General features: G+C 34.1%; 19 protein-coding genes. 8 read left to right on the plus strand and 11 right to left on the minus strand.

The genetic code is table 11. From position 1 onward, the window contains the following. The first annotated feature begins 277 nt into the window (after positions 1-277). A complete protein-coding gene (lqo, locus tag AC3WQX_RS09135; RefSeq protein WP_227489934.1) occupies positions 278-1,810 on the plus strand; it encodes an L-lactate dehydrogenase (quinone) in 1,533 nt (510 codons plus the stop codon). Between the two features lie 303 nt (positions 1,811-2,113). Here lqo and AC3WQX_RS09140 read toward each other — a convergent pair whose 3' ends face one another. Then, positions 2,114-2,638 (minus strand): VOC family protein, encoded by a 525-nt coding sequence (locus tag AC3WQX_RS09140; protein WP_002434905.1) that lies wholly within the window; start codon positions 2,636-2,638, stop codon positions 2,114-2,116. Between the two features lie 249 nt (positions 2,639-2,887). Here AC3WQX_RS09140 and AC3WQX_RS09145 point away from each other — a divergent pair, with 249 nt between their 5' ends. After that, on the plus strand, positions 2,888-3,403 hold the full coding sequence (locus AC3WQX_RS09145) for a YceI family protein (protein ID WP_002434930.1): 516 nt from the start codon (positions 2,888-2,890) through the stop codon (positions 3,401-3,403). Positions 3,404-3,570: 167 nt separating this feature from the next. On the opposite strand, the gene AC3WQX_RS09150 is transcribed toward AC3WQX_RS09145, so the two are convergent. Next, positions 3,571-4,548, minus strand: a complete 978-nt coding sequence (locus AC3WQX_RS09150; RefSeq protein WP_030058858.1) for an SMP-30/gluconolactonase/LRE family protein — start codon at positions 4,546-4,548, stop codon at positions 3,571-3,573. A gap of 414 nt (positions 4,549-4,962) precedes the next feature. Between AC3WQX_RS09150 and trhO the strand changes: the two genes are divergently transcribed. Beyond that, positions 4,963-5,925, plus strand: a complete 963-nt coding sequence (gene trhO, locus AC3WQX_RS09155) for an oxygen-dependent tRNA uridine(34) hydroxylase TrhO (RefSeq protein WP_030058856.1) — start codon at positions 4,963-4,965, stop codon at positions 5,923-5,925. Positions 5,926-6,050: 125 nt separating this feature from the next. Continuing rightward, positions 6,051-6,689 (plus strand): pyroglutamyl-peptidase I, encoded by a 639-nt coding sequence (pcp, locus tag AC3WQX_RS09160; protein ID WP_030058854.1) that lies wholly within the window; start codon positions 6,051-6,053, stop codon positions 6,687-6,689. A 174-nt stretch (positions 6,690-6,863) separates the two neighbouring features. Here the strand turns inward: pcp and AC3WQX_RS09165 are convergent, their stop codons facing one another. Then, complete coding sequence (locus AC3WQX_RS09165) at positions 6,864-7,433, minus strand: tubby C-terminal domain-like protein (RefSeq protein WP_030058852.1); 570 nt, start codon at positions 7,431-7,433, stop codon at positions 6,864-6,866. Between the two features lie 155 nt (positions 7,434-7,588). Here AC3WQX_RS09165 and AC3WQX_RS09170 point away from each other — a divergent pair, with 155 nt between their 5' ends. Together AC3WQX_RS09170 and AC3WQX_RS09175 are read left to right on the plus strand one after the other, a co-directional pair. Next, positions 7,589-8,053, plus strand: coding sequence for a bacillithiol transferase BstA (locus tag AC3WQX_RS09170; protein WP_030058850.1), 465 nt, complete (start codon positions 7,589-7,591; stop codon positions 8,051-8,053). Between the two features lie 178 nt (positions 8,054-8,231). Then, complete coding sequence (locus tag AC3WQX_RS09175; RefSeq protein ID WP_037550712.1) at positions 8,232-9,650, plus strand: anion permease; 1,419 nt, start codon at positions 8,232-8,234, stop codon at positions 9,648-9,650. 75 nt (positions 9,651-9,725) lie between these two features. On the opposite strand, the gene rarD is transcribed toward AC3WQX_RS09175, so the two are convergent. From rarD to AC3WQX_RS09200, 5 genes are all read right to left on the minus strand, one after another. After that, positions 9,726-10,628 carry an EamA family transporter RarD gene (rarD, locus tag AC3WQX_RS09180; protein WP_030058846.1) on the minus strand — a complete coding sequence of 301 codons (903 nt, stop codon included), beginning with the start codon at positions 10,626-10,628 and terminating at the stop codon, positions 9,726-9,728. Positions 10,629-10,803: 175 nt separating this feature from the next. After that, positions 10,804-11,013, minus strand: a complete 210-nt coding sequence (locus tag AC3WQX_RS09185) for a zinc ribbon domain-containing protein (protein WP_002434976.1) — start codon at positions 11,011-11,013, stop codon at positions 10,804-10,806. 96 nt (positions 11,014-11,109) lie between these two features. Continuing rightward, complete coding sequence (locus tag AC3WQX_RS09190) at positions 11,110-12,099, minus strand: DUF418 domain-containing protein (protein WP_030058843.1); 990 nt, start codon at positions 12,097-12,099, stop codon at positions 11,110-11,112. Positions 12,100-12,308: 209 nt separating this feature from the next. Continuing rightward, positions 12,309-12,818, minus strand: coding sequence for a YfiT family bacillithiol transferase (locus tag AC3WQX_RS09195; protein WP_030058842.1), 510 nt, complete (start codon positions 12,816-12,818; stop codon positions 12,309-12,311). A gap of 155 nt (positions 12,819-12,973) precedes the next feature. Then, positions 12,974-13,789 (minus strand): LysR family transcriptional regulator, encoded by an 816-nt coding sequence (locus tag AC3WQX_RS09200; protein WP_492740071.1) that lies wholly within the window; start codon positions 13,787-13,789, stop codon positions 12,974-12,976. Between the two features lie 125 nt (positions 13,790-13,914). Here AC3WQX_RS09200 and AC3WQX_RS09205 point away from each other — a divergent pair, with 125 nt between their 5' ends. After that, on the plus strand, positions 13,915-15,063 hold the full coding sequence (locus tag AC3WQX_RS09205; protein ID WP_037550714.1) for an MFS transporter: 1,149 nt from the start codon (positions 13,915-13,917) through the stop codon (positions 15,061-15,063). Between the two features lie 2 nt (positions 15,064-15,065). Here the strand turns inward: AC3WQX_RS09205 and AC3WQX_RS09210 are convergent, their stop codons facing one another. Both AC3WQX_RS09210 and AC3WQX_RS09215 read right to left on the minus strand, forming a co-directional pair. Further along, the gene (locus AC3WQX_RS09210) at positions 15,066-15,560 is read right to left on the minus strand and encodes a MepB family protein (protein WP_492740072.1); all 495 of its coding nucleotides are present in this window, start codon (positions 15,558-15,560) and stop codon (positions 15,066-15,068) included. Between the two features lie 42 nt (positions 15,561-15,602). Beyond that, positions 15,603-16,025: a MarR family winged helix-turn-helix transcriptional regulator gene (locus tag AC3WQX_RS09215; RefSeq protein ID WP_030058836.1), complete on the minus strand. Its 423-nt coding sequence runs from the start codon at positions 16,023-16,025 to the stop codon at positions 15,603-15,605. 224 nt (positions 16,026-16,249) lie between these two features. Between AC3WQX_RS09215 and AC3WQX_RS09220 the strand changes: the two genes are divergently transcribed. Beyond that, entirely contained in the window at positions 16,250-17,908 is a 1,659-nt protein-coding gene (locus AC3WQX_RS09220; RefSeq protein WP_049326423.1) for an FAD-binding dehydrogenase, read from the plus strand. 220 nt (positions 17,909-18,128) lie between these two features. Here the strand turns inward: AC3WQX_RS09220 and AC3WQX_RS09225 are convergent, their stop codons facing one another. Continuing rightward, positions 18,129-19,838 carry an ABC-ATPase domain-containing protein gene (locus AC3WQX_RS09225; RefSeq protein ID WP_037550720.1) on the minus strand — a complete coding sequence of 570 codons (1,710 nt, stop codon included), beginning with the start codon at positions 19,836-19,838 and terminating at the stop codon, positions 18,129-18,131. Between the last annotated feature and the right edge of the window lie 87 nt (positions 19,839-19,925).

Consider the following 19,925-nt stretch of genomic DNA (forward strand, 5'->3'; position numbering starts at 1 on the left):
ATGCTGTAGATGGTTGTACTGAAAATGTGCTTATATCAAGCTTCTTTCAATTCTAGCCCTTCTTGCTGACGGGGCTCCAACTTATGGTAGCCATCTTCTCATTTATTAGGAGTAGGACATATGATTAAATTCAAGTTCTACTCCTAATTTGTGTCTAATCAATGAGCATATTATGTCTAAATTATTACAAAATGGAATAGGTATTATTGAAAATATGTATTTTTGTTATAGATTGTTAGCAATTATAATAAGACTCAGCGCAATAATTTAATTATTTTTGCACGAGTTCTGTTTTAAGAAAGGTGAGCAAAAAATGGCTAACAATGAGTCAAAAAACATAGTTATTATTGGCGCTGGTGTCTTAAGTACGACATTCGGTTCTATGATTAAAGAATTAGAACCTAATTGGAACATCAAACTCTATGAACGTTTAGATCGTCCAGGTATTGAAAGTTCTAACGAAAGAAACAATGCCGGTACTGGACATGCTGCGTTATGCGAACTGAACTATACAGTTCAACAACCGGATGGTTCAATTGATATAGAAAAAGCGAAAGAAATCAATGAACAATTTGAGATTTCTAAGCAATTCTGGGGACACCTTGTGAAAAGTGGCAACATTGATAACCCTAGAGAATTTATTAATCCACTTCCTCACATTAGTTTCGTAAGAGGTAAGAATAACGTTGAATTCTTAAAAGACCGTTACGAAGCGATGCGTAACTTCCCTATGTTTGACAACATCGAATATACGGAAGATATCGAAGAAATGAGAAAATGGATGCCATTGATGATGAAAGGTCGTACTGGCAATGAAATCATGGCAGCTAGCAAAATTGACGAAGGTACCGATGTTAACTATGGTGAGTTAACACGTAAAATGGCTAAAAATATTGAGCAACATCCTAATGCCGATGTTCAATATAATCATGAAGTCATTGATTTCAACCGACGTCAAGACGGCATCTGGGAAGTGAAAGTAAGAAACCGTAACAATGGTTCAGAGGAAACTGTATTCGCGGATTACGTCTTTATAGGTGCTGGTGGTGGCGCTATTCCACTATTACAAAAAACTGGTATCCCTGAAAGCAAACACCTTGGTGGATTCCCTATTAGCGGTCAGTTCTTAATTTGTACTAACCCTGAAGTCATTAATGAACACGACGTTAAAGTATATGGTAAAGAACCACCAGGCACACCACCAATGACTGTACCTCATCTTGATACGCGTTATATTGATGGTGAAAGAACATTATTATTTGGTCCGTTTGCGAATATCGGTCCTAAATTCTTAAAAAATGGTTCTAACTTAGATTTATTTAAATCTGTAAAACCATACAACATTACAACACTACTTGCATCTGCAGTTAAAAATTTACCTTTAATCAAGTATTCAATCGACCAAGTATTGATGACAAAAGAAGGTTGTATGAACCACTTACGCACGTTCTACCCTGAAGCTCGTGACGAAGATTGGCAATTATACACTGCAGGTAAACGTGTTCAAGTTATCAAAGATACGCCTGAGCACGGTAAAGGATTCATTCAATTCGGTACAGAAGTTGTGAACTCTGAAGATCACTCAGTTATTGCATTATTAGGAGAATCACCAGGAGCATCAACTTCAGTTTCTGTAGCGTTAGAAGTTCTAGAACGAAACTTCGCTGACTACGAAAATGAATGGAAACCTAAATTACAAAATATGATTCCTTCATATGGTCAATCACTTATAAATGATGTTCAATTAATGAGAGAAACTCGTAAACAAACATCAAAAGATTTAGAATTAAATTATTATGAATCTAAATAATTAACCCTTTCCCTGTAAAATATAAAATATTAAAGTCCTTACTTGGGGCTCTCCCCTGACCCCAAAACCCTTAATAAATATTGTAAAAGTTAGAAGTAACAAAAAGTTGAAACTAAATTAACCTTATTTCCCCTACCCCCTTCAAAGAGAGCCACTTTGAAGGGGGTTTTTATGTATAGTTTGATAATCACTAGTTATACACACTCATTCTTTTACTATCTATAAAATTATTTTTTATAAAAATAAACTGAGACAGATGAACTATCTCAGTTTCACATAATAAAAAGTTAAAATTAATACATATTATTCACTTGGCGTAAAGAGTTCCGCTTCATTATCTGGAGGATAATAAAATCCATTTGGAACGGTTTGTAATTCAATGAGACTTCCCCATGGTGTTTTAACATATACTGTTTGATTCCCTTCGGTGTCTTCATATCTCGTATTACTATGAGGCTCAGAAATAAGTTCTCCACCGGCTGATCTTACTTTGGCTACAGCCACTTCAAAGTCATCTACATAAAACGATAAATGTGTATAACCAATATCTTGAAGTGCTTCAGGTTTTCGTTGCTTTGCATTTTGGAATTCAAACATCTCAATATTTGGACCATTCCCAAATACCATCATCCGTTTATGTACGATTTGAGCACCTTTACTCATGCCCAATATTTTTTCTACATCTTTACCACCACGTGGTTTCTCATCTTTTCTTTGACTATCATAGGCAATCTTTCCGTCTAAACCCTTTTTGAAGAATTCAGTGGCTTCCTCTATATCCGGTACAGTTAAACCAATATGATTGATACCTCTTGAGATATCTTTCATATTTCTTCACCTCTTTAGAAATTGTTTATCACAACGAATATTCCCTAGATAATAAAGTTTTACACATCTCTTTTTATAAAAATAACAGCTAACAATGACTCAAAATGGGTAAATGTTTAATAGAAGTTATTTTTCAAAAATGAGTATATTGAGAACTTATTGATTGCAACTTGAGCAAACGATGTTATAATAATTATATCAGGTATAATTATTATACTTAAAAACTTATGAAAAAGGGGTAATGTAATAATGACTCAATTCACATTTGATCAAGCACATAGTGATATTCAATTCCAAATCAAACATTTAATGGTATCTAAAGTGAAAGGTACTTTCTCCCAATATGATGTTCAATTAGATGGAGATATTAACGACTTAAGTTCACTTAAAGCAACTGCAACTATCATTCCAAGCTCAGTCGACACGCAAAATGAAGATAGAGATAATCACTTGAAATCTGGTGACTTCTTCGCAACAGATGAAAACGACAAATGGACATTTGAAACAAAAGAAATTTCAGAGAACAAAGTAACGGGCGATTTAACTATTAAAGGTGAAACACACGAAGAAACTTTCGATGTTGAATTTAATGGTATTAGTAAAAATCCAATGAACGGTTCACAAGTAACAGGATTTATTGTTACAGGTACAATTGACCGTGAAAAATATGGCATGAGCTTCAACCAAGCATTAGAAACTGGTGGCGTAATGTTAGGTAAAGAAGTAAAATTTGAAGCATCAGCTGAATTCAGTTTAGAAGATTAACAAAATGAACATATCCATCATTTTATCTCTTAAATAGTAAAACACAATTATAAATGAGTTAAACCCCTCACTATCATCGCTTATAGTGAGGGGTTGTTTATTGAAAGGCTATCACCCGACTTCTTATTTATATCTTTAATCATTAACTTGTTCTTAAAAATTTGCATCTATTGAAACTGATAACTTTGATGACCTTTTGCAAATCCATTGACCGTATAAATCATTGAACCGCCTTCAGAGTTATTCTCAATATCATTTGTACAAATTAACAATTGATTTGTACCTGGAATAAATTGTGGATGCGTTGAACGTAGCATTTTACCTTCATCACGGCCTGGCATTAGGATCTGACCAATTGGGTAACCCTTTTTATTAAAGACTAAGACACGACCTTGACCATACATTGCCACATAAAGGTTATCATCACTATCGATACAACATGAATCTGGCCCTTCATGACCTGTGAAGTAATATGGAATCGTTGCGCCAAATGGTGCAATAGTCACACCATCTTCTTCTAATTCAATACGATGAAGACGATTTGTAGTTGTTTCAGTCACCCACAATACGCGTTCATCAGTACTTAATGCGACACCGTTTGCAACTGAGATATTCTGTATCACTGGTGTAATTGTCTTGAAGTCTGGTGATACATAATAAACACCGCCTAGAGGATTTGTTGAGTATCCTCTGAAATCAGTGAAGTAGAAACCACCCTTACTATCAAATACCATATCGTCAATACAGTATTCTGTGCTTAATTCAGAAACAATTTCTTCAAATTGTTCGCCTTCTTCAGTAGTTGAGAAAATACCACCTGTCGTCTTAAAGTCGCCTAAATAACATATAAATAAACGTCCATCTTTATGAACTTTAATAGCTGCTGGATTCGCTTTTTCAGACACGAATGGTCGAGTCACTTCTTTGGTAGATGTATTCACTTTAAAAATATTACCTTCAAAGACATCTAATAAGAATAAATTGCCTTCGCGATTGAAATTTAAGCCTTCTAATTGTAATCCTCTATCCGAAATTTTAACCCAAGGTTCTGCAGTCACTGTTTGCAACTCATTTTCAGACACTATTGGTGCAACACTTGCCGATTTCCCTGTATATTTTAAAGTTGGTAAATCTTGAATAGCCATCGTCTAATCCCCTCTTTCTCTCATTTAAACTTTGATACCATTTTATAAGAACTCAACTTAATTGTCATTAGAGCGGTATTATAACGGTTATTTTTATATTTTATTTTCTTAAAAAATGTCGCGATATTTGATTGCATTTTCAAAAAATATCAACTTTAATAATGATTTATAAGCTAGCATATTGAAACTATTTATCATTTTGGTACAATATTATAATGGAAAAAATGTAAACAGTATTAATATCAGACTTTAGACAAGCCCTTTTACCACTCATCAACGTTTTATGCATTTCGACTTCTCGATTGAGAAGGATTTTCTAACAGTTTGTTTATGTCATGTTAGTTTGTCTACAAAATAATATTTATAAATCATCGCCCCATATATAGAGAAGAAATAAAAGAGGAGAATGTAAGAATGGATTATAGAGTACTTTTATACTATAAATACGTAACAATTGATGACCCAGAAACATTTGCGTCAGAGCACTTAGAATTCTGTAAAGAAAATAATTTAAAAGGTAGAATCTTAGTTTCTACAGAAGGCATTAATGGTACTTTATCTGGTACAAAAGAAGACACAGATAAATATATCGAACATATGCATGCGGATGAACGTTTCGCTGATTTAACATTCAAAATTGATGAAGCTGAAGGTCATGCATTCAAGAAAATGCACGTTCGACCTAGAACAGAAATCGTTGCTTTAGGTTTAGAAGATGATGTAGATCCACGCGTAACTACAGGTAAATATTATTCACCTAAAGAATTTAAAGAAGCTTTAGAAGATAAAGATACTGTTATTTTAGATGCACGTAACGACTACGAATTCGACTTAGGACACTTCCGTGGTGCAATTCGTCCTGATATTACACGTTTCCGTGATTTACCAGATTGGATTCGCAACAATAAAGATCAATTAGATGGTAAAAATATCGTGACATATTGTACTGGTGGTATCCGTTGTGAGAAATTCTCTGGCTGGTTAGTTAAAGAAGGCTTCGAAAATGTAGGCCAACTACATGGCGGCATTGCGACTTACGGTAAAGACCCTGAAACTAAGGGTGAATACTGGGATGGTAAAATGTACGTTTTCGATGAACGTATAAGTGTAGATGTTAACCAAGTTGAGAAAACAGTTATTGGTAAAGAGCATTTCGATGGTACACCATGTGAACGTTACATCAACTGTGCTAACCCAGAATGTAATAAACAAATCCTTGTATCTGAAGAAAATGAAGAAAAATACTTAGGCGCATGCTCATACGACTGTGCGAAACATGAACGTAATCGTTATGTTGCAAAACATGATATCAGTAATGAAGAATGGAATCGTCGCCTAGAGAACTTTAAAGACGTTCCTGAGCATGCCCACGCTTAAGTCATCATTGAAGTGTTTATATGCCAACTTCGCTATCCTTACATAGGTGTAGCGGAGTTGTTTTTATGTGAAAAATCATTTTAAAATGGAACTAAATGATTGAATTTGAGAGTGAGGCGTTGAGTTTGAAAATATTAGTAACTGCGTTTGATGCATTTGATGGCGAATCCACAAATCCTGCTTTAGAAGCCGTACATCGTCTTGATACGCACATCGGCGAACATGTCATCACTAAATTAGAAATTCCCACCGTCTTTCATGAATCTAAAAACGTAATCTGTAAAGCGTTAAAAGAAGACACTTATGACGTTGTTCTAGCAATTGGTCAAGCTGGAGGTCGTTTCGAAATTACACCTGAGCGCGTAGGGATAAACATTGATGATGCTCGTATTCCAGATAATAAAGGCAACCAACCTATTGATAAAGTAATAAAAGAAGACGGCGCGCCGGCTTATTTCTCAAATTTACCTGTTAAAAAAATGGTAGAAGCTATTAAAAGAGCAGGAGTACCTGCCAGATTATCAAATACTGCGGGTACGTTTGTATGTAATCATATATTATATCAACTAGGTTATTTAGCAGATATGTCTTATCCAGACTTACTGTTTGGTTTTATTCATGTACCTTACATTCCAGAACAAGTTACTGATAAACCTGAGAAACCATCAATGTCTATCGATACAATCACGAAAGGATTAACCTCTGCTATCAAGGCGATATCACGAGAAGAAGATATTAAAGTTGCTATGGGTGAGACGCACTAATTGTATTTATGATATTAAAATAAGCGATGAATGCCTATTTTTATGATGGCCTTCATCGCTATTTACATTTTAGATTATCTTTAAGCGGTAGGTACGTTCCACTCTACAACCAAGCCTGAATAGGCTAAGCCCCCACCAAAATCAAACTACTCATGGTACTAATTTTCACCCATCCTATATAATTGGGGAGCCAGTAGTATCTGGATTAAATGGATTCAGAATACTGTGCGATACATGAACATTCGCGAAAGAATGCAAAATTAATATAAATAATAAATGATTCTTTTCATATAACTCACTTTTCCCCTCAACATATGCATAGTCACCATTTTGTTTCCAACTTGCGATTTCTTTATCTTGTTTAGAATCTTTTATCACTGTATATTTATTCACGTCTGAATGAATATTGAGGATTCTACCATCAAATTTCAATATTCCATAAGTTTCTCCACGACCATTACTTTGCTTATCAAATAAAACTTGTGATTCCCCGTTATTTGAAACATATGTAACATCAAAACGCTTTTGCGCCATTATCGTTTTTACTTTGACACTCGCTTTTACATCACCATTATGATCATAAATTACGAATCGATTAAATTTAAAACCTAATGTAAAAAAACTAACCAACCGTTGAAAAATATTATTAAATTTTTTCTGAATGGTACCGACTATTTTTCCAGAATCATCTTTAATATCAGAACTTTTCGTTGAGAAACGATTTCTCTTAAAGTATTTATACATCATTTCACCTATATTCCTTTTGTTTACTTTTATAATAAACAAAGTCTACATATGAATTCAAATAGCTTCGTTATTATATGCGTAGTCATTTTTAAAAGCGGGTAGATACATGTTGCAAGCAATTTTTTTAGAAATCACTTGAAAGGGTGTATAAAATGACTAAAACTGTTTATGACGTTATAGACTTTGGTGTAAGTTATATTAGAGATGTTTATGATAAATGGGATGTTATGAAAGTATTAGATAAAGATGACAGTGTCTTCCCAAATACACTACATTGGCAATATGGTCACGTACTAACTGTGTTTGAAGAAGCACTCGCAATGGGTAATCAAGAAGTTATTGATGTTGATAAATATAGTAAATTGTTCGGAACTGGAACTAAGCCATCAGATTGGGGATATGATGAAGTTCCTTCAATCGAAAGCATTTTAAATGACATTAAAACGTTACCTGAAAGAGCTACACATTTAACTGATAAAGAGCTCAAAAAAGAAATTGACCAGCCTATCGCAGGTTGTAAAACATTAGAAGAACTTTTAGTGCTTAATGCATTACACATCCCATTACATGCAGGTAAAATTGAAGAAATGACTCGTGTTTTAAAAGCTGAACAATAATGGTATTCATCCGATAGCTAAATAATTAAGCTATCGGATTTTTTGATTTTCACAAGTATAGTGATTTTATTGATAATCTTTCTCATTAATATTCTTTTAGGTCTGTACATCTCATTTACAGAAGACTATGATTGAAATGTAAAAAGTTTAATTTGAGATAGAAAGAAGGAAAGTGACGATGGAGAATACGGTTAAATATCGTAAATTCATACTTCCAATTGTTGTAGGATTGATTATTTGGGCACTCACCCCTTTTAAACCTGATGCTTTAAATGACCAAGCTTGGTATATGTTTGCAATTTTTGTGGCTACAATTATCGCATGTATCACGCAACCTATGACAATCGGTGCTGTATCTATCATTGGCTTTACGATTATGGTACTCGTTGGCATCATGGATACAAAATCAGCTGTTGAAGGTTTTGGTAATAGTAGTATCTGGCTTATCGCTATGGCCTTTTTCATTTCAAGAGGGTTTGTTAAAACAGGACTCGGCCGACGTATTGCGCTTCAATTCGTAAAATTATTTGGTAAGAAGACGCTAGGTCTTGCTTATTCCCTTGTAGGTGTAGATTTAATTTTAGCACCAGCAACACCTAGTAACACTGCTCGTGCAGGTGGAATAATGTTCCCTATCATTAAATCTCTCTCAGAATCATTTGGTTCAACACCTAAAGACGGCACTGAGAGAAAGATGGGTGCATTTTTAATATTTACAGAGTTCCAAGGTAACCTTATTACGGCAGCTATGTTCTTAACTGCAATGGCAGGTAACCCTATCGCTCAAAGTTTAGCTGAGAAGACCGCTCATGTTCATATTACCTGGATGAATTGGTTTGTTGCAGCTATCGTTCCTGGTCTTATTTCACTAATAGTTGTCCCATTCATTATTTATAAAATGTACCCTCCAACTGTTAAAGAAACACCTAACGCTAAAAAGTGGGCTACTGATCAATTAGAAGAAATGGGCAAAATTTCATTAGCTGAGAAATTTATGATTGGGATTTTTATCGTAGCGTTAATACTTTGGATAACTGGTAGCTTTATCAATATTGATGCGACGTTAACAGCCTTTATCGCGTTATCTCTTCTCTTACTTACAGGCGTATTAAATTGGAAAGATATATTAAATGAAACAGGTGCCTGGAATACACTTGTTTGGTTCTCGGTACTCGTATTAATGGCAGATCAATTAAATAAATTAGGATTTATTCCTTGGTTAAGTAAACTCATCGCACATAGTTTAGGTGGCTTTAGTTGGCCAATCGTGTTAGTTTTACTCATTCTATTTTTCTTCTACTCACACTATTTATTTGCGAGTGCAACTGCACATGTCAGTGCCATGTATGCCGCGTTACTTGGCGTTGCAGTAGCAGCTGGTGCGCCACAGTTATTCAGTGCATTGATGTTAGGTTTCTTCGGTAATTTACTAGCCTCAACTACGCACTATAGTAGTGGTCCAGCACCAATTCTTTATGCTTCTGGCTATGTATCACAGAAACGTTGGTGGCTTATGAACCTTGTACTCGGTATCGTTTACTTTATTATTTGGATTGGATTAGGTTCATTATGGATGAAATTAATTGGAATGATGTAATTTTTGAACATGATAAAAAAGAATCGCTCAAATGAGCGATTCTTTTCTTATTTAATATACTTTTTAACGAAGCGTTTATTTCGCAATTGGATTTCTCTTAATATTCATATATTGCGAAATACTATATAGAATAATTCCAATCCATATAAATATAAATGTAATTAATTGATGGACATCAAACTTTTCTTTAAAGACGAAAATGCCGAGAATAAACATAATTGTTGGTCCTACATACTGAATAAAACCTGTAAGTGATAATGGTATACGTTTCGCTCCTGCTGAGAACAATATTAGTGGGATTGCTGTTACTGCCCCTGAGAAGACAAGCCAAAATGACGACATATTAAATCCAAACGTCATGTGATGTTGTTGCCATAAGTAGATAACATAAATTATTCCCGCTGGCGCAGTGACAATACATTCTATCGCTATACTGCTAATCGCATCGATATGTACAATCTTTTTAAGGAGTCCATACAAACCAAATGATAAGGCGAGCATGATAGATACGAATGGAAATTCCCCTATTTTAATAGTCATATAGAGTACACCGATTAATGCAAAGATGATGGCTAACCATTCAAATTTGTTAAATCTCTCTTTTAAGAAAATGAGCGCTAGCACGATACTGACAAGTGGATTAATATAATAACCTAAACTTGATTGAAGTACATGCCCATTTGTTACTGCCCAAATAAAAGTTCCCCAATTTATCGTGATTACATATCCCGCTACAATAATTGCTACAAGTTGTACAGGATGTGTAAATAATTGATTCACATCTCTAAGGAACGCCTCTCGTTGTTTGCGCCCTACTACAAGCAGAAGAATCATAAATATCATTGAGAAAATAATTCTAAAAGCAAGAATTTCAAATGCACCAATATGATCTATAAGTTCCCAATAAATAGGGAGTATCCCCCATAAAACGTAAGCACCTAACGCAAAAAATATTCCCTTTTTATACTCAGATGTCATTAGAAGCCCCCTCACTTTATGTAAAATAAAAAATGAGCGTTATTTCAGCTCATTTTATAGTATGCTTATTTAGTTTACTAATTCTTTACTATGAATGATACAAATCTGTTTAAAGATATTTGGTAAAAAATGAATTTTAATTAATAACGCATGAGATTTGGATTCAAAAAAATGATTATCCCCCAAAGAATAAGTCTATGAAGTCACTTGCACGGTTAGCACTTTCTTTGTAAAACTCGGTATAACCACAATTCGTACATGTGATTGTTTTAAAGTTATTGTGCTGAACATCAAACATTTTCGATAAACCTGATCCTGTAGCAGATAGTGTTCCTTCTTCTATTTCCGTATGACCACACTTCACGCAACCTTTTTCTTCAGTCATTTTTATTCCCCCTTAATTCTCTTATTAATTAACCTATTACACATTGAAAGGTTTATGAAACACTATTCTTCATAGGGACTGTATGAATTAGTTTTTTTAGCGACTTTTTACTTTCTTAGGTACATTTTTATAGGTCCATTTACGCCACAACGCTTCAAGAGGGCCTTGACGATAACGTTTAAGCCACCAATGTGTCACTAACATACTTATTATGAGGATAGGTAGCGCAATACAGATTGATTGAATTGGTGTTGGATGATTATATGGGAACACAAATCTTATAAAGAAATATAGTAATAACATTTGAGCCATAAAATTCGTAAACGCTGTTTTACCTAACTTTTCAAAAGGTACTAAAAGACGTTGAACACTCTCTTTATCAGTAATGAATAATAGTATTATGAAGTAAATGAGCGTTTGGAATGGTGTGACTAAGTCTTCTATATTCATCCATGATAAATTAGAACCAATATACTTTATTCCGATTAAAACAATAATAGCTGCTAAGCAAATAAGGAATGTATTTAAGAAAAACTTACGATGGTGCTTAAATCTATAAATCATACCACTTTGTGACATGTACATCCCAAATAGCATCACTGCCATTGCATCAATTAAATATAAGTTGGAATTCGTATCTACAAATGTCATGATATTGATGCTTAATAGTGTAAGAATTGAAATCCATAAATTATAGCGTGCTTGAGGTAACAAGAATAACCACATGATGACAGCGCCACATATTGCATATTCTGCGTATGGTAATGATAAAATCATACCAAAGATACCTACAACAAATAGAAAGAGTAAACGTCTAAACATCAGCTTTAACGGTGAAAGTGATTTTTTACGCGCATTATTCATAAATATGCCCATTCCGATACCAAATAATAAAGTAAACAACATAATAAAACGTCCATCTATAAATAGTGAGAAAAATTGTTTAATCATATAATCTAGACTTGTAAAATGAGGTTTCTTTTCATCTTCGAAAATGGGCAATACTTCTGAAACATTTGCAAAAAGAACGACTGAAATCGCTATGCCTCGAATAATATCTAACTCAACTATACGCTTCTTATCCATAACATAACCTCCTTATCTTTATGATAGGAGGCTGAAAAATTTCGTGCATTTACCTAATCTTACATTTTGCAGTTAGTTTCTTTCATAGATGAAAGGTTTGTTCAAAGTGCGTCTAAACAAGAGTAATATTAATACATCATTGTAATAAGGATAAGACAATATTGTCCCATCCTTTTGACTCTCGTTATATTATTAGACAACCCTCTGTCTTAATTTGAAAGTGCAATTTTAATGTGTTCTAGATGATGACGCTCATGCCATGATAATTTAGCCAATAAGAATGCTACGGTTAAGTCATCTGTTCCCTCTAAATTAACTTTCCTTTCAAGGTCCGAGTTTGATACGTTTTCACCAATAGCAACAACACGTTGATTTAGGGCATCTAGTAATTGTATAGAAATTTCGATAGGTAAACTTGAGTCTGCTAAATCCACCCACTGATTTTGGTCAAACTCAGGTGCTGATGGGTGTTCCTCAGTTAAAGCTAACTTTAAGCGGCTAAATAATTGCATTTGAGAGTCTGCAATATGATGTACAAGTTGTCTGACTGTCCAACTACCTTCTCGATATTTTTTAGTTAGTTGCTCATCTGATAGGTCATCAACAACATTTTTTAGTTGATCAATATATGTTTCTACTTCACTCATCCATTGTTTCACATCAACTAAAGTTACTTTGTTCGGTAACTCTAATTCTCCTATAGGAAATCTAACATCCATATCCTCCACCCCTTTTCATAATTACACATCTAGTATAAGGAATAATTTGAGCGAAAGAAAGATTACACTTTACCGAATAAGGCATTTATCATAGATATAATTTTCATTAAAACTTTTGTATAATGTTTGCTTTTACGCTGAAATCTTTGTATAAACTAATTGCTTAATATCTCATTTACATACGCGTTTAACGATTCACTAGATGATATGAGACCTATTTCACGTACGTATTCTTCAAGCTTTATATAATTAAGGTTATCACTTATCTTATCCAAGTATGATTCTGGTAAAAGAGTTATACCTTTATTTGCAGAGACATTGGCTAAAATTGTCTCAAAATAATCGTTGTAAACTAATAGATCTTCTTTAATTTTTAAAACTTTGTTTAAAAAATGCAGTGTGTCACATGGTGGTGTTTGAATGTAAATTCTTTCATTACCAAGATTTAACAAAGAATTATTCAACTTTTCTCGTCTTTCAGAATAGACTATGAAGTAATCTTCTTCATAAAACTTTTGAGCATAAAAGTTCTTTATCGACATGTTACCGATATCGCCAATAGCTACATCTATTTCTTTAATTTTTAATGATTCTATCAAGCTAGCTGTATTATCATTAATTATATATTGAAAATTCAAATCCTCAGTTTCTTCAATTTTTTTAATATTATGTGGGTTAATACTCGGAAGTAATCCTACTTTTATGTCTCTTTTGTTTATCTGTGAGTTACTAATTTTTACTTTTTCAACTTCTTCATAAATTTTATTTAGTTTCTCTAGTATTGATTGACCTTCTTTAGTTAAGAACACACCTTTTCTGTTTCTTATGAATATTTGTTGATTTAATTCATTTTCGACTGAAGTAACTCTTTTTCGTATTGCAGGCGTGCTGATATTCATTACCTCTGATGCTTTGTTAAAGCTATTATATTTAGCCACTTCCAATATATCTCTAATATAATCTGTCTCCATATTAATCCCCTTGAAACTTTTAGTTAATACACCATGAAACTCTTTTATTATTCCAAGTTTTATATTTAAATACTAACCTTAATTTACATTATTAAAAACTATTTAGTTTTGCACAGGAGGTTATTATGAAGAAAATACTAATATTAGCCTTGGGAATGTTTTCATTAGGTATGGATACTTATATCGTCGCAGGCTTAATCCCTGAAATGAGTAGAAGTTTAAATCAATCAAGTACTGCAATCGGACAAGGTGTAACAATATTTACACTTGTATTTGCAATTTCTGCGCCATTATTTTCTATCTTTTTAGCTAAAATTAATGTTAAGCAAACACTTATATTCGCTCTAATCATCTTTATTTTTGCGAACATCATGACATCTTTGGCAGTTAATTTACCTATTTATCTCTTGGCAAGAGCAATTGCTGGATTAGGTGCAGGCATCTTTTCTCCAATGGCAGTTAGTACAGGCAGTCAATTAGTAGAGAATAAAAATAGAGGGAAAGCTCTTGCGACTGTGGTTGGAGGCTTGAGTATAGGTACTGTCATCGGGGTACCTTTAGGTATCCAAATATCAAATTTAAGCTCTTGGAGAGTCACTTTATTATTTATTGTCTTAATAAGTACCCTAACGTGTGTACTTATAGCTATTCACTTTAGAGCAATATTTGCCCCGACTCCACCAAGTATCAAAGAAAGATTTAAGCTATTTATACATCCTCATATTATTCGAATAATGACAGTTACAGTGTGTGCAGCAATCGCTAGTTTAGGTTTATATACCTATTTAAGTAAAATTGTTGAACATTATCAAAGTATCTATTCTCTTACTACTTATTTGATGTTGTGGGGTATTGGAGGCTTGATAGGAAGCTTTAGTATCGGGTTTATTATAGATATGTTTAAGTTTACTAACCTAATTGTGCTAAGTATAATGATACTTCTTTTATTTAGCTTCATACTTCTACCTATCTCAATCCACACACCTATCGCGAGCTGCCTCCCTTTTTTACTTTGGGGCGCTATGGGTTGGGCTACACAGGCTCCTCAACAACATATACTTATTAAAAATTATAAAAGTTATGGTGAGACTGCAGTAGCATTAAATAGCTCAGTTAATTACTTGGGAAGTAGTATTGGATCAGCTTTATGTGGTTCATTATTATTTATCACTCACAATATAAACATGCTAGTTTATCTATCTATTTTTATTTGTGGTATTGGTTTATTAGTCCAACTAACAAATATATTAATAGATAAAAAGCAGTCATTTTAAATTCATATCTCCACATATAACCTTAATATAGTCTGTTTATCAATGTTTTCCGTTAAGTCTATAAAATATTTACTCTGCCATGCTTGCGTTTTTAGGGCAGTAGAATTTAAGTGTGTAACCCAACTAGGATAAACTCTAAAGGCCATTTTACCTTTCTTAAAATGATTACTTAATATCTCTCGTTTTAATAATTCATCTTTTGGAAAGATAAATTGGCCAAGTTTGTCCTTATCAATCACATTTACTATTAATTTCTCAGGAAAATTAGCATACTCAAATGGTTGATTAACTGACATCGAATCTTTAGTCCATAATGTTACGAAATATCCCTGTTTTTTATTCGTTTTCTTAGCTAATCTGCTTTTACATTTTATATGATTAATACTCAAATCAAGTGCTTCATATTCTTTATTCCATTTTTCATTAGCATATATTTCAAAGTTTATATTTAAATTTCTCACTAAATCTTCCATCAATTGAACAGACTTAAATGTCATTTACAGTCGCACCTTTTGTTTAATAATTAACGCTATTATGACTTAAGATAAATTAGCACGTTTAGCTCTTTGTATTTGTCGTTCAATACTTTCGATATCGACTTTGCTAATTAACTTTCTATAATCTTTCATGAGTTGTTGAACAATAGAATTGCCTTTGCCTGTAAGATAAATATACGTCGCACGTTGATCTTCATCACTTATATCCTTACATATTAATGCTTTCTTCGGAGATCGCAGTCGATCTATGAGACGCGACATCGCACTCTGACTCAATTTCACTTCTTTTATTAAATCATTAATTTTATACTTTTTGTCTTTCGCTTTATATAATTCATGAAGTACATAGAACTCTCTTAAACTAACACCATAGTTTTGTTTGAAATTACGCTCAATCATGTCCTCGATGTATCGAAAATATTCTGTAACTTCAACCCACTCGTCTATTCCGTTGATTTGTGTCATTCTTGCACCTCCATTGATGTCTTTAGTTGGTTAATTCTTATTATACATTGTTGCTTCTTTTGTAGAAATAAACATGGATTATTTTATTCATTTGAAAATGAAGTTCACAATAGTGGTGTTCATTTTCATATAAAGGTTATACGTCAAGGGAACTTAATGATAAAATATGTGTTAACTTGTGCATATTACATATAAAAATTGAAAATTTATAAAGGAGTATATTCATGACTAAAACTGTACATATCATCGGTGCCGGTTTAAGTGGTCTCGTAGCTGCAACGGAACTTCTTAAGAAGGGATACCATGTGACTTTAATCGACCAAGAACCTAGACAAGCTATTGGTGGCCAAGCATACTGGTCATTCGGAGGCTTATTCTTAGTCAATTCAAAAGTGCAACGTCGTTATGGTGTCAAAGATTCTTATGAATTAGCACTCAATGACTGGTTAGGCTCAGCACAGTTTGACCGTCTTGATGGAGAGGACTATTGGGCTGAACAATGGGCAAAAGCTTATGTTAAATTCGCAACATATGAAAAGGAAGACTACTTAAATCGTATGGGCGTTAAATTAACTCCAATTCTAGGTTGGGCTGAACGTGGTGGCGCTTCAGCATCGGGTCACGGTAATTCAGTTCCTCGTTTCCATATTACATGGGGAACAGGCCCTGGACTTGTAGAACCATTTAGTAATTATGTCCTTCAACAAGAGCAAGAAGGTCGCGTCACTTTCTTACCTAGACATCAAGTCACATCTATCGACATTGAAGATAATCAAGTACGCCATATCTCTGGGAATATTCTCGAAGATAGTGATGTTGAACGTGGCACCCCTTCCTCTCGACAAGTGATTGATACATTTTCATATGATGTCGAACATCTTGTTATTACATCAGGCGGTATTGGGGCAAATATCGAATTAATTAAGAAGTATTGGCCTAAACGTCTAGGCCAAGCCCCTGAACATATGATTCAAGGTGTGCCAGACTCTACTGATGGACGTTTGATTGGTATTTCTGAAAATGCAGGCGTCAACATCGTTAATAAAGATCGTATGTGGCATTATACAGAAGGCGTTAAAAACCATAGTCCAATTTGGACTCAACATGGGATTCGTATCATTCCTGGTCCTTCATCAATGTGGTTTGATGCTGAAGGACATCGTATGTCTGCACCAGATTATCCTGGTTTTGATACTTTACACACGTTGGAAACTATTATGAAAACAGGATATGACTATTCATGGTTTATTTTGACTGAAGATATCATTAAAAAAGAGTTTGTGTTATCAGGTTCAGAACAAAATCCAGATTTAACTAACAAAGACATTCAGTTGTTAATTAAAGAGCGATTAAGCAAACAAGCGACTTCACCAGTGAATGCATTTATGGAAAAAGGTGAAGACTTTGTGGTTGCCGATGATTTAGGCACGCTCGTTAAGAAAATGAATGAACTCGTAGATGATGATCTTTTAAAATACGAAGATATTAAAGCTGAAATTAAATCACGTGATTTGCAAATTACCAATTCATTTAGTAAAGACCCTCAAGTAGCATTTATTCATAATGCACGACAGTTTTTAGGAGATAAAATTGTACGAACTGCAAAACCTAAACCTTTCCTAAGTAATCAAAGTGGTAAATTAATTGCAGTAAAACTTAACATTATTAGTCGTAAAACACTAGGTGGTATTCAAACCGATTTAGATGGACGTGCTATCAACCAACAACGTGAACCTATACAAGGATTATATGCTGCTGGTGAAGCATCTGGCTTTGGTGGCGGTGGTCTTCACGGTTATCGTGCACTTGAAGGTACCTTCTTAGGTGGTTGTATCTTTAGTGGTATTAGAGCTGCTGAAGGTATCGATAAACATAACTTATAATATTTTGAAATCAAGGTTACTCATTTAGGATATGGGTAACCTTTTTTTAGGTTTTATACTCCTCGAATTTTTACTCGCAATTTTATTTCTAATTTAAGATAATAGTGAAATCAACGATGCGAAAAACCGAGCGATAAATAGCATACATAATGGACCATAAAAAGCGTATTGTTAATTTACTCAACAAAGTGAGATTTAACAATACGCTTAATCATTATCTCTATTCAGTTTTATCGCTACGAATGTGTAATCCTCTATATCTATTAATTGTACCTATCAACTCTTGTTTACGTGGTAAGGCTAAATTACCTGGGTGACCTTGATGATGTGAAATAACTTCTAAACCTTCTGCTTCAATACGTTGATATAAACGATCTGTTGCTTCAATCAATGTATCATTATCATTGAGTAATTCGTTGTTAAGATAATCTAACATCACTGCTAAACTATTAGTCTGGCTATCATCGACAAGTTGCTCTAAACCAGAGATTTGGATAGGTTCTTTACCATAAGTAACTGCATGAAGCCCTTTAGCTTTAAAACGACCATCTTTGCCTTTCTTATTGAAGCTAGATTTAAGAGGGACTCTAGACGGAATGCTACCAAATTCACTGTTGGACATATCAAGTCTTTCATATCCTGTAGATTGTGCGATGTCTTTTGCCTCAACTGTCACATCTTTCAAATGATATTCATCCATCATTAATACTTGGTCAGCCACATCAAAGTAATCTCCTGAGCCACCAACAATAAGAATTGTTGAGACATCGTAATCCTCGTATAATGGTTTAACTTTATTTGAAAATGGTGTAATCGGTTCTTTCTCACGAGCAATCAACTTTTGCATACGTCCGTCTCGAATCATAAAATTCGTCGCAGATGTATCTTCATCGATAAGTAAAAGCGATGTCTGAGCTTCTAAAGCCTCCATCACATTTGCTGCTTGAGACGTACTGCCACTTGCATTTTCTGTTGAGAATTCCGTAGTATCTTTCTTACCTGGCAAGTGATCGATAAATGGTTGAATATTGACTTTCTCAATACTTCTGCCATCTTCAGCACGAATCTTCATCGCATCATGTTGTGTGATGACATACTCTCTACCATCTCCGTCAATGTGATTATATACACCACGCTCAAGTGCTTCGAGTAATGTGGATTTACCATGATAACCGCCACCTACGATTAAAGTAATTCCTTTAGGTATGCCCATACCTTTAATAGATTTTCCACTAGGCAAGTCTAATTGAATCTCAAATTTTTCTGGACTTTGAAACTGAATAGCGTGGTGCATAGGACGGTCAGATACTCCACTTTGTCGAGGTAAGATTGCGCCGTTAGCAACAAACGAAACAAGGTTGCGTTTGTCTAATTCTTCTCGAATATACATCTGATCTTTAATGAGATTGACTTGATCTTGAAGTTTAGAATGGTCAAGATGTTGATAGTGTAATGCTTGATCAACAATTTCTGGTAAGGTATCGATAATTGTATGTGCAGCTGCTTTACCAAGAATTTTACGACCTGCTGCAGGTAATCCCACTTCGATACGCGCTTCAATGTCAGTATCATTAATCACCACAGAGGTCCGCTCTAACATCTCTTGTCCACAGCGATCGATTTGTATCTTCCCAGATTTTTTATCCTTTTTTGTTAGCTCTCTCACCTTATTGTGCACTGCTCGCGTTAAGAAATCACTCACAGCAATACGTTTATATTTGTCATCTAATAATTGATCAGGTATGCCTGCCTCATCCCTAGCTACGATACATCTCATTTTAGAAGGTGGTGCAAACGGATCGACTTGTACATGGTCTATAGCAAGTCTAAATTGATCGAATTCATACACACCTTTCGTACGTTTATAGGCACCATATTTTTGCCCATCTAATGACTTTAAAGTGCGTTCTAGCGCTTGAGCACTTTTCAAGATAGACACCTCCATTCAATATATTTCCAACTTTCATTTTTTACCCTGAACATGAAAACTATTAAACGTTCTTTTCATTAATAATAA

It is taken from the genome of Staphylococcus sp. FW104-15G4D (assembly GCF_058790135.1).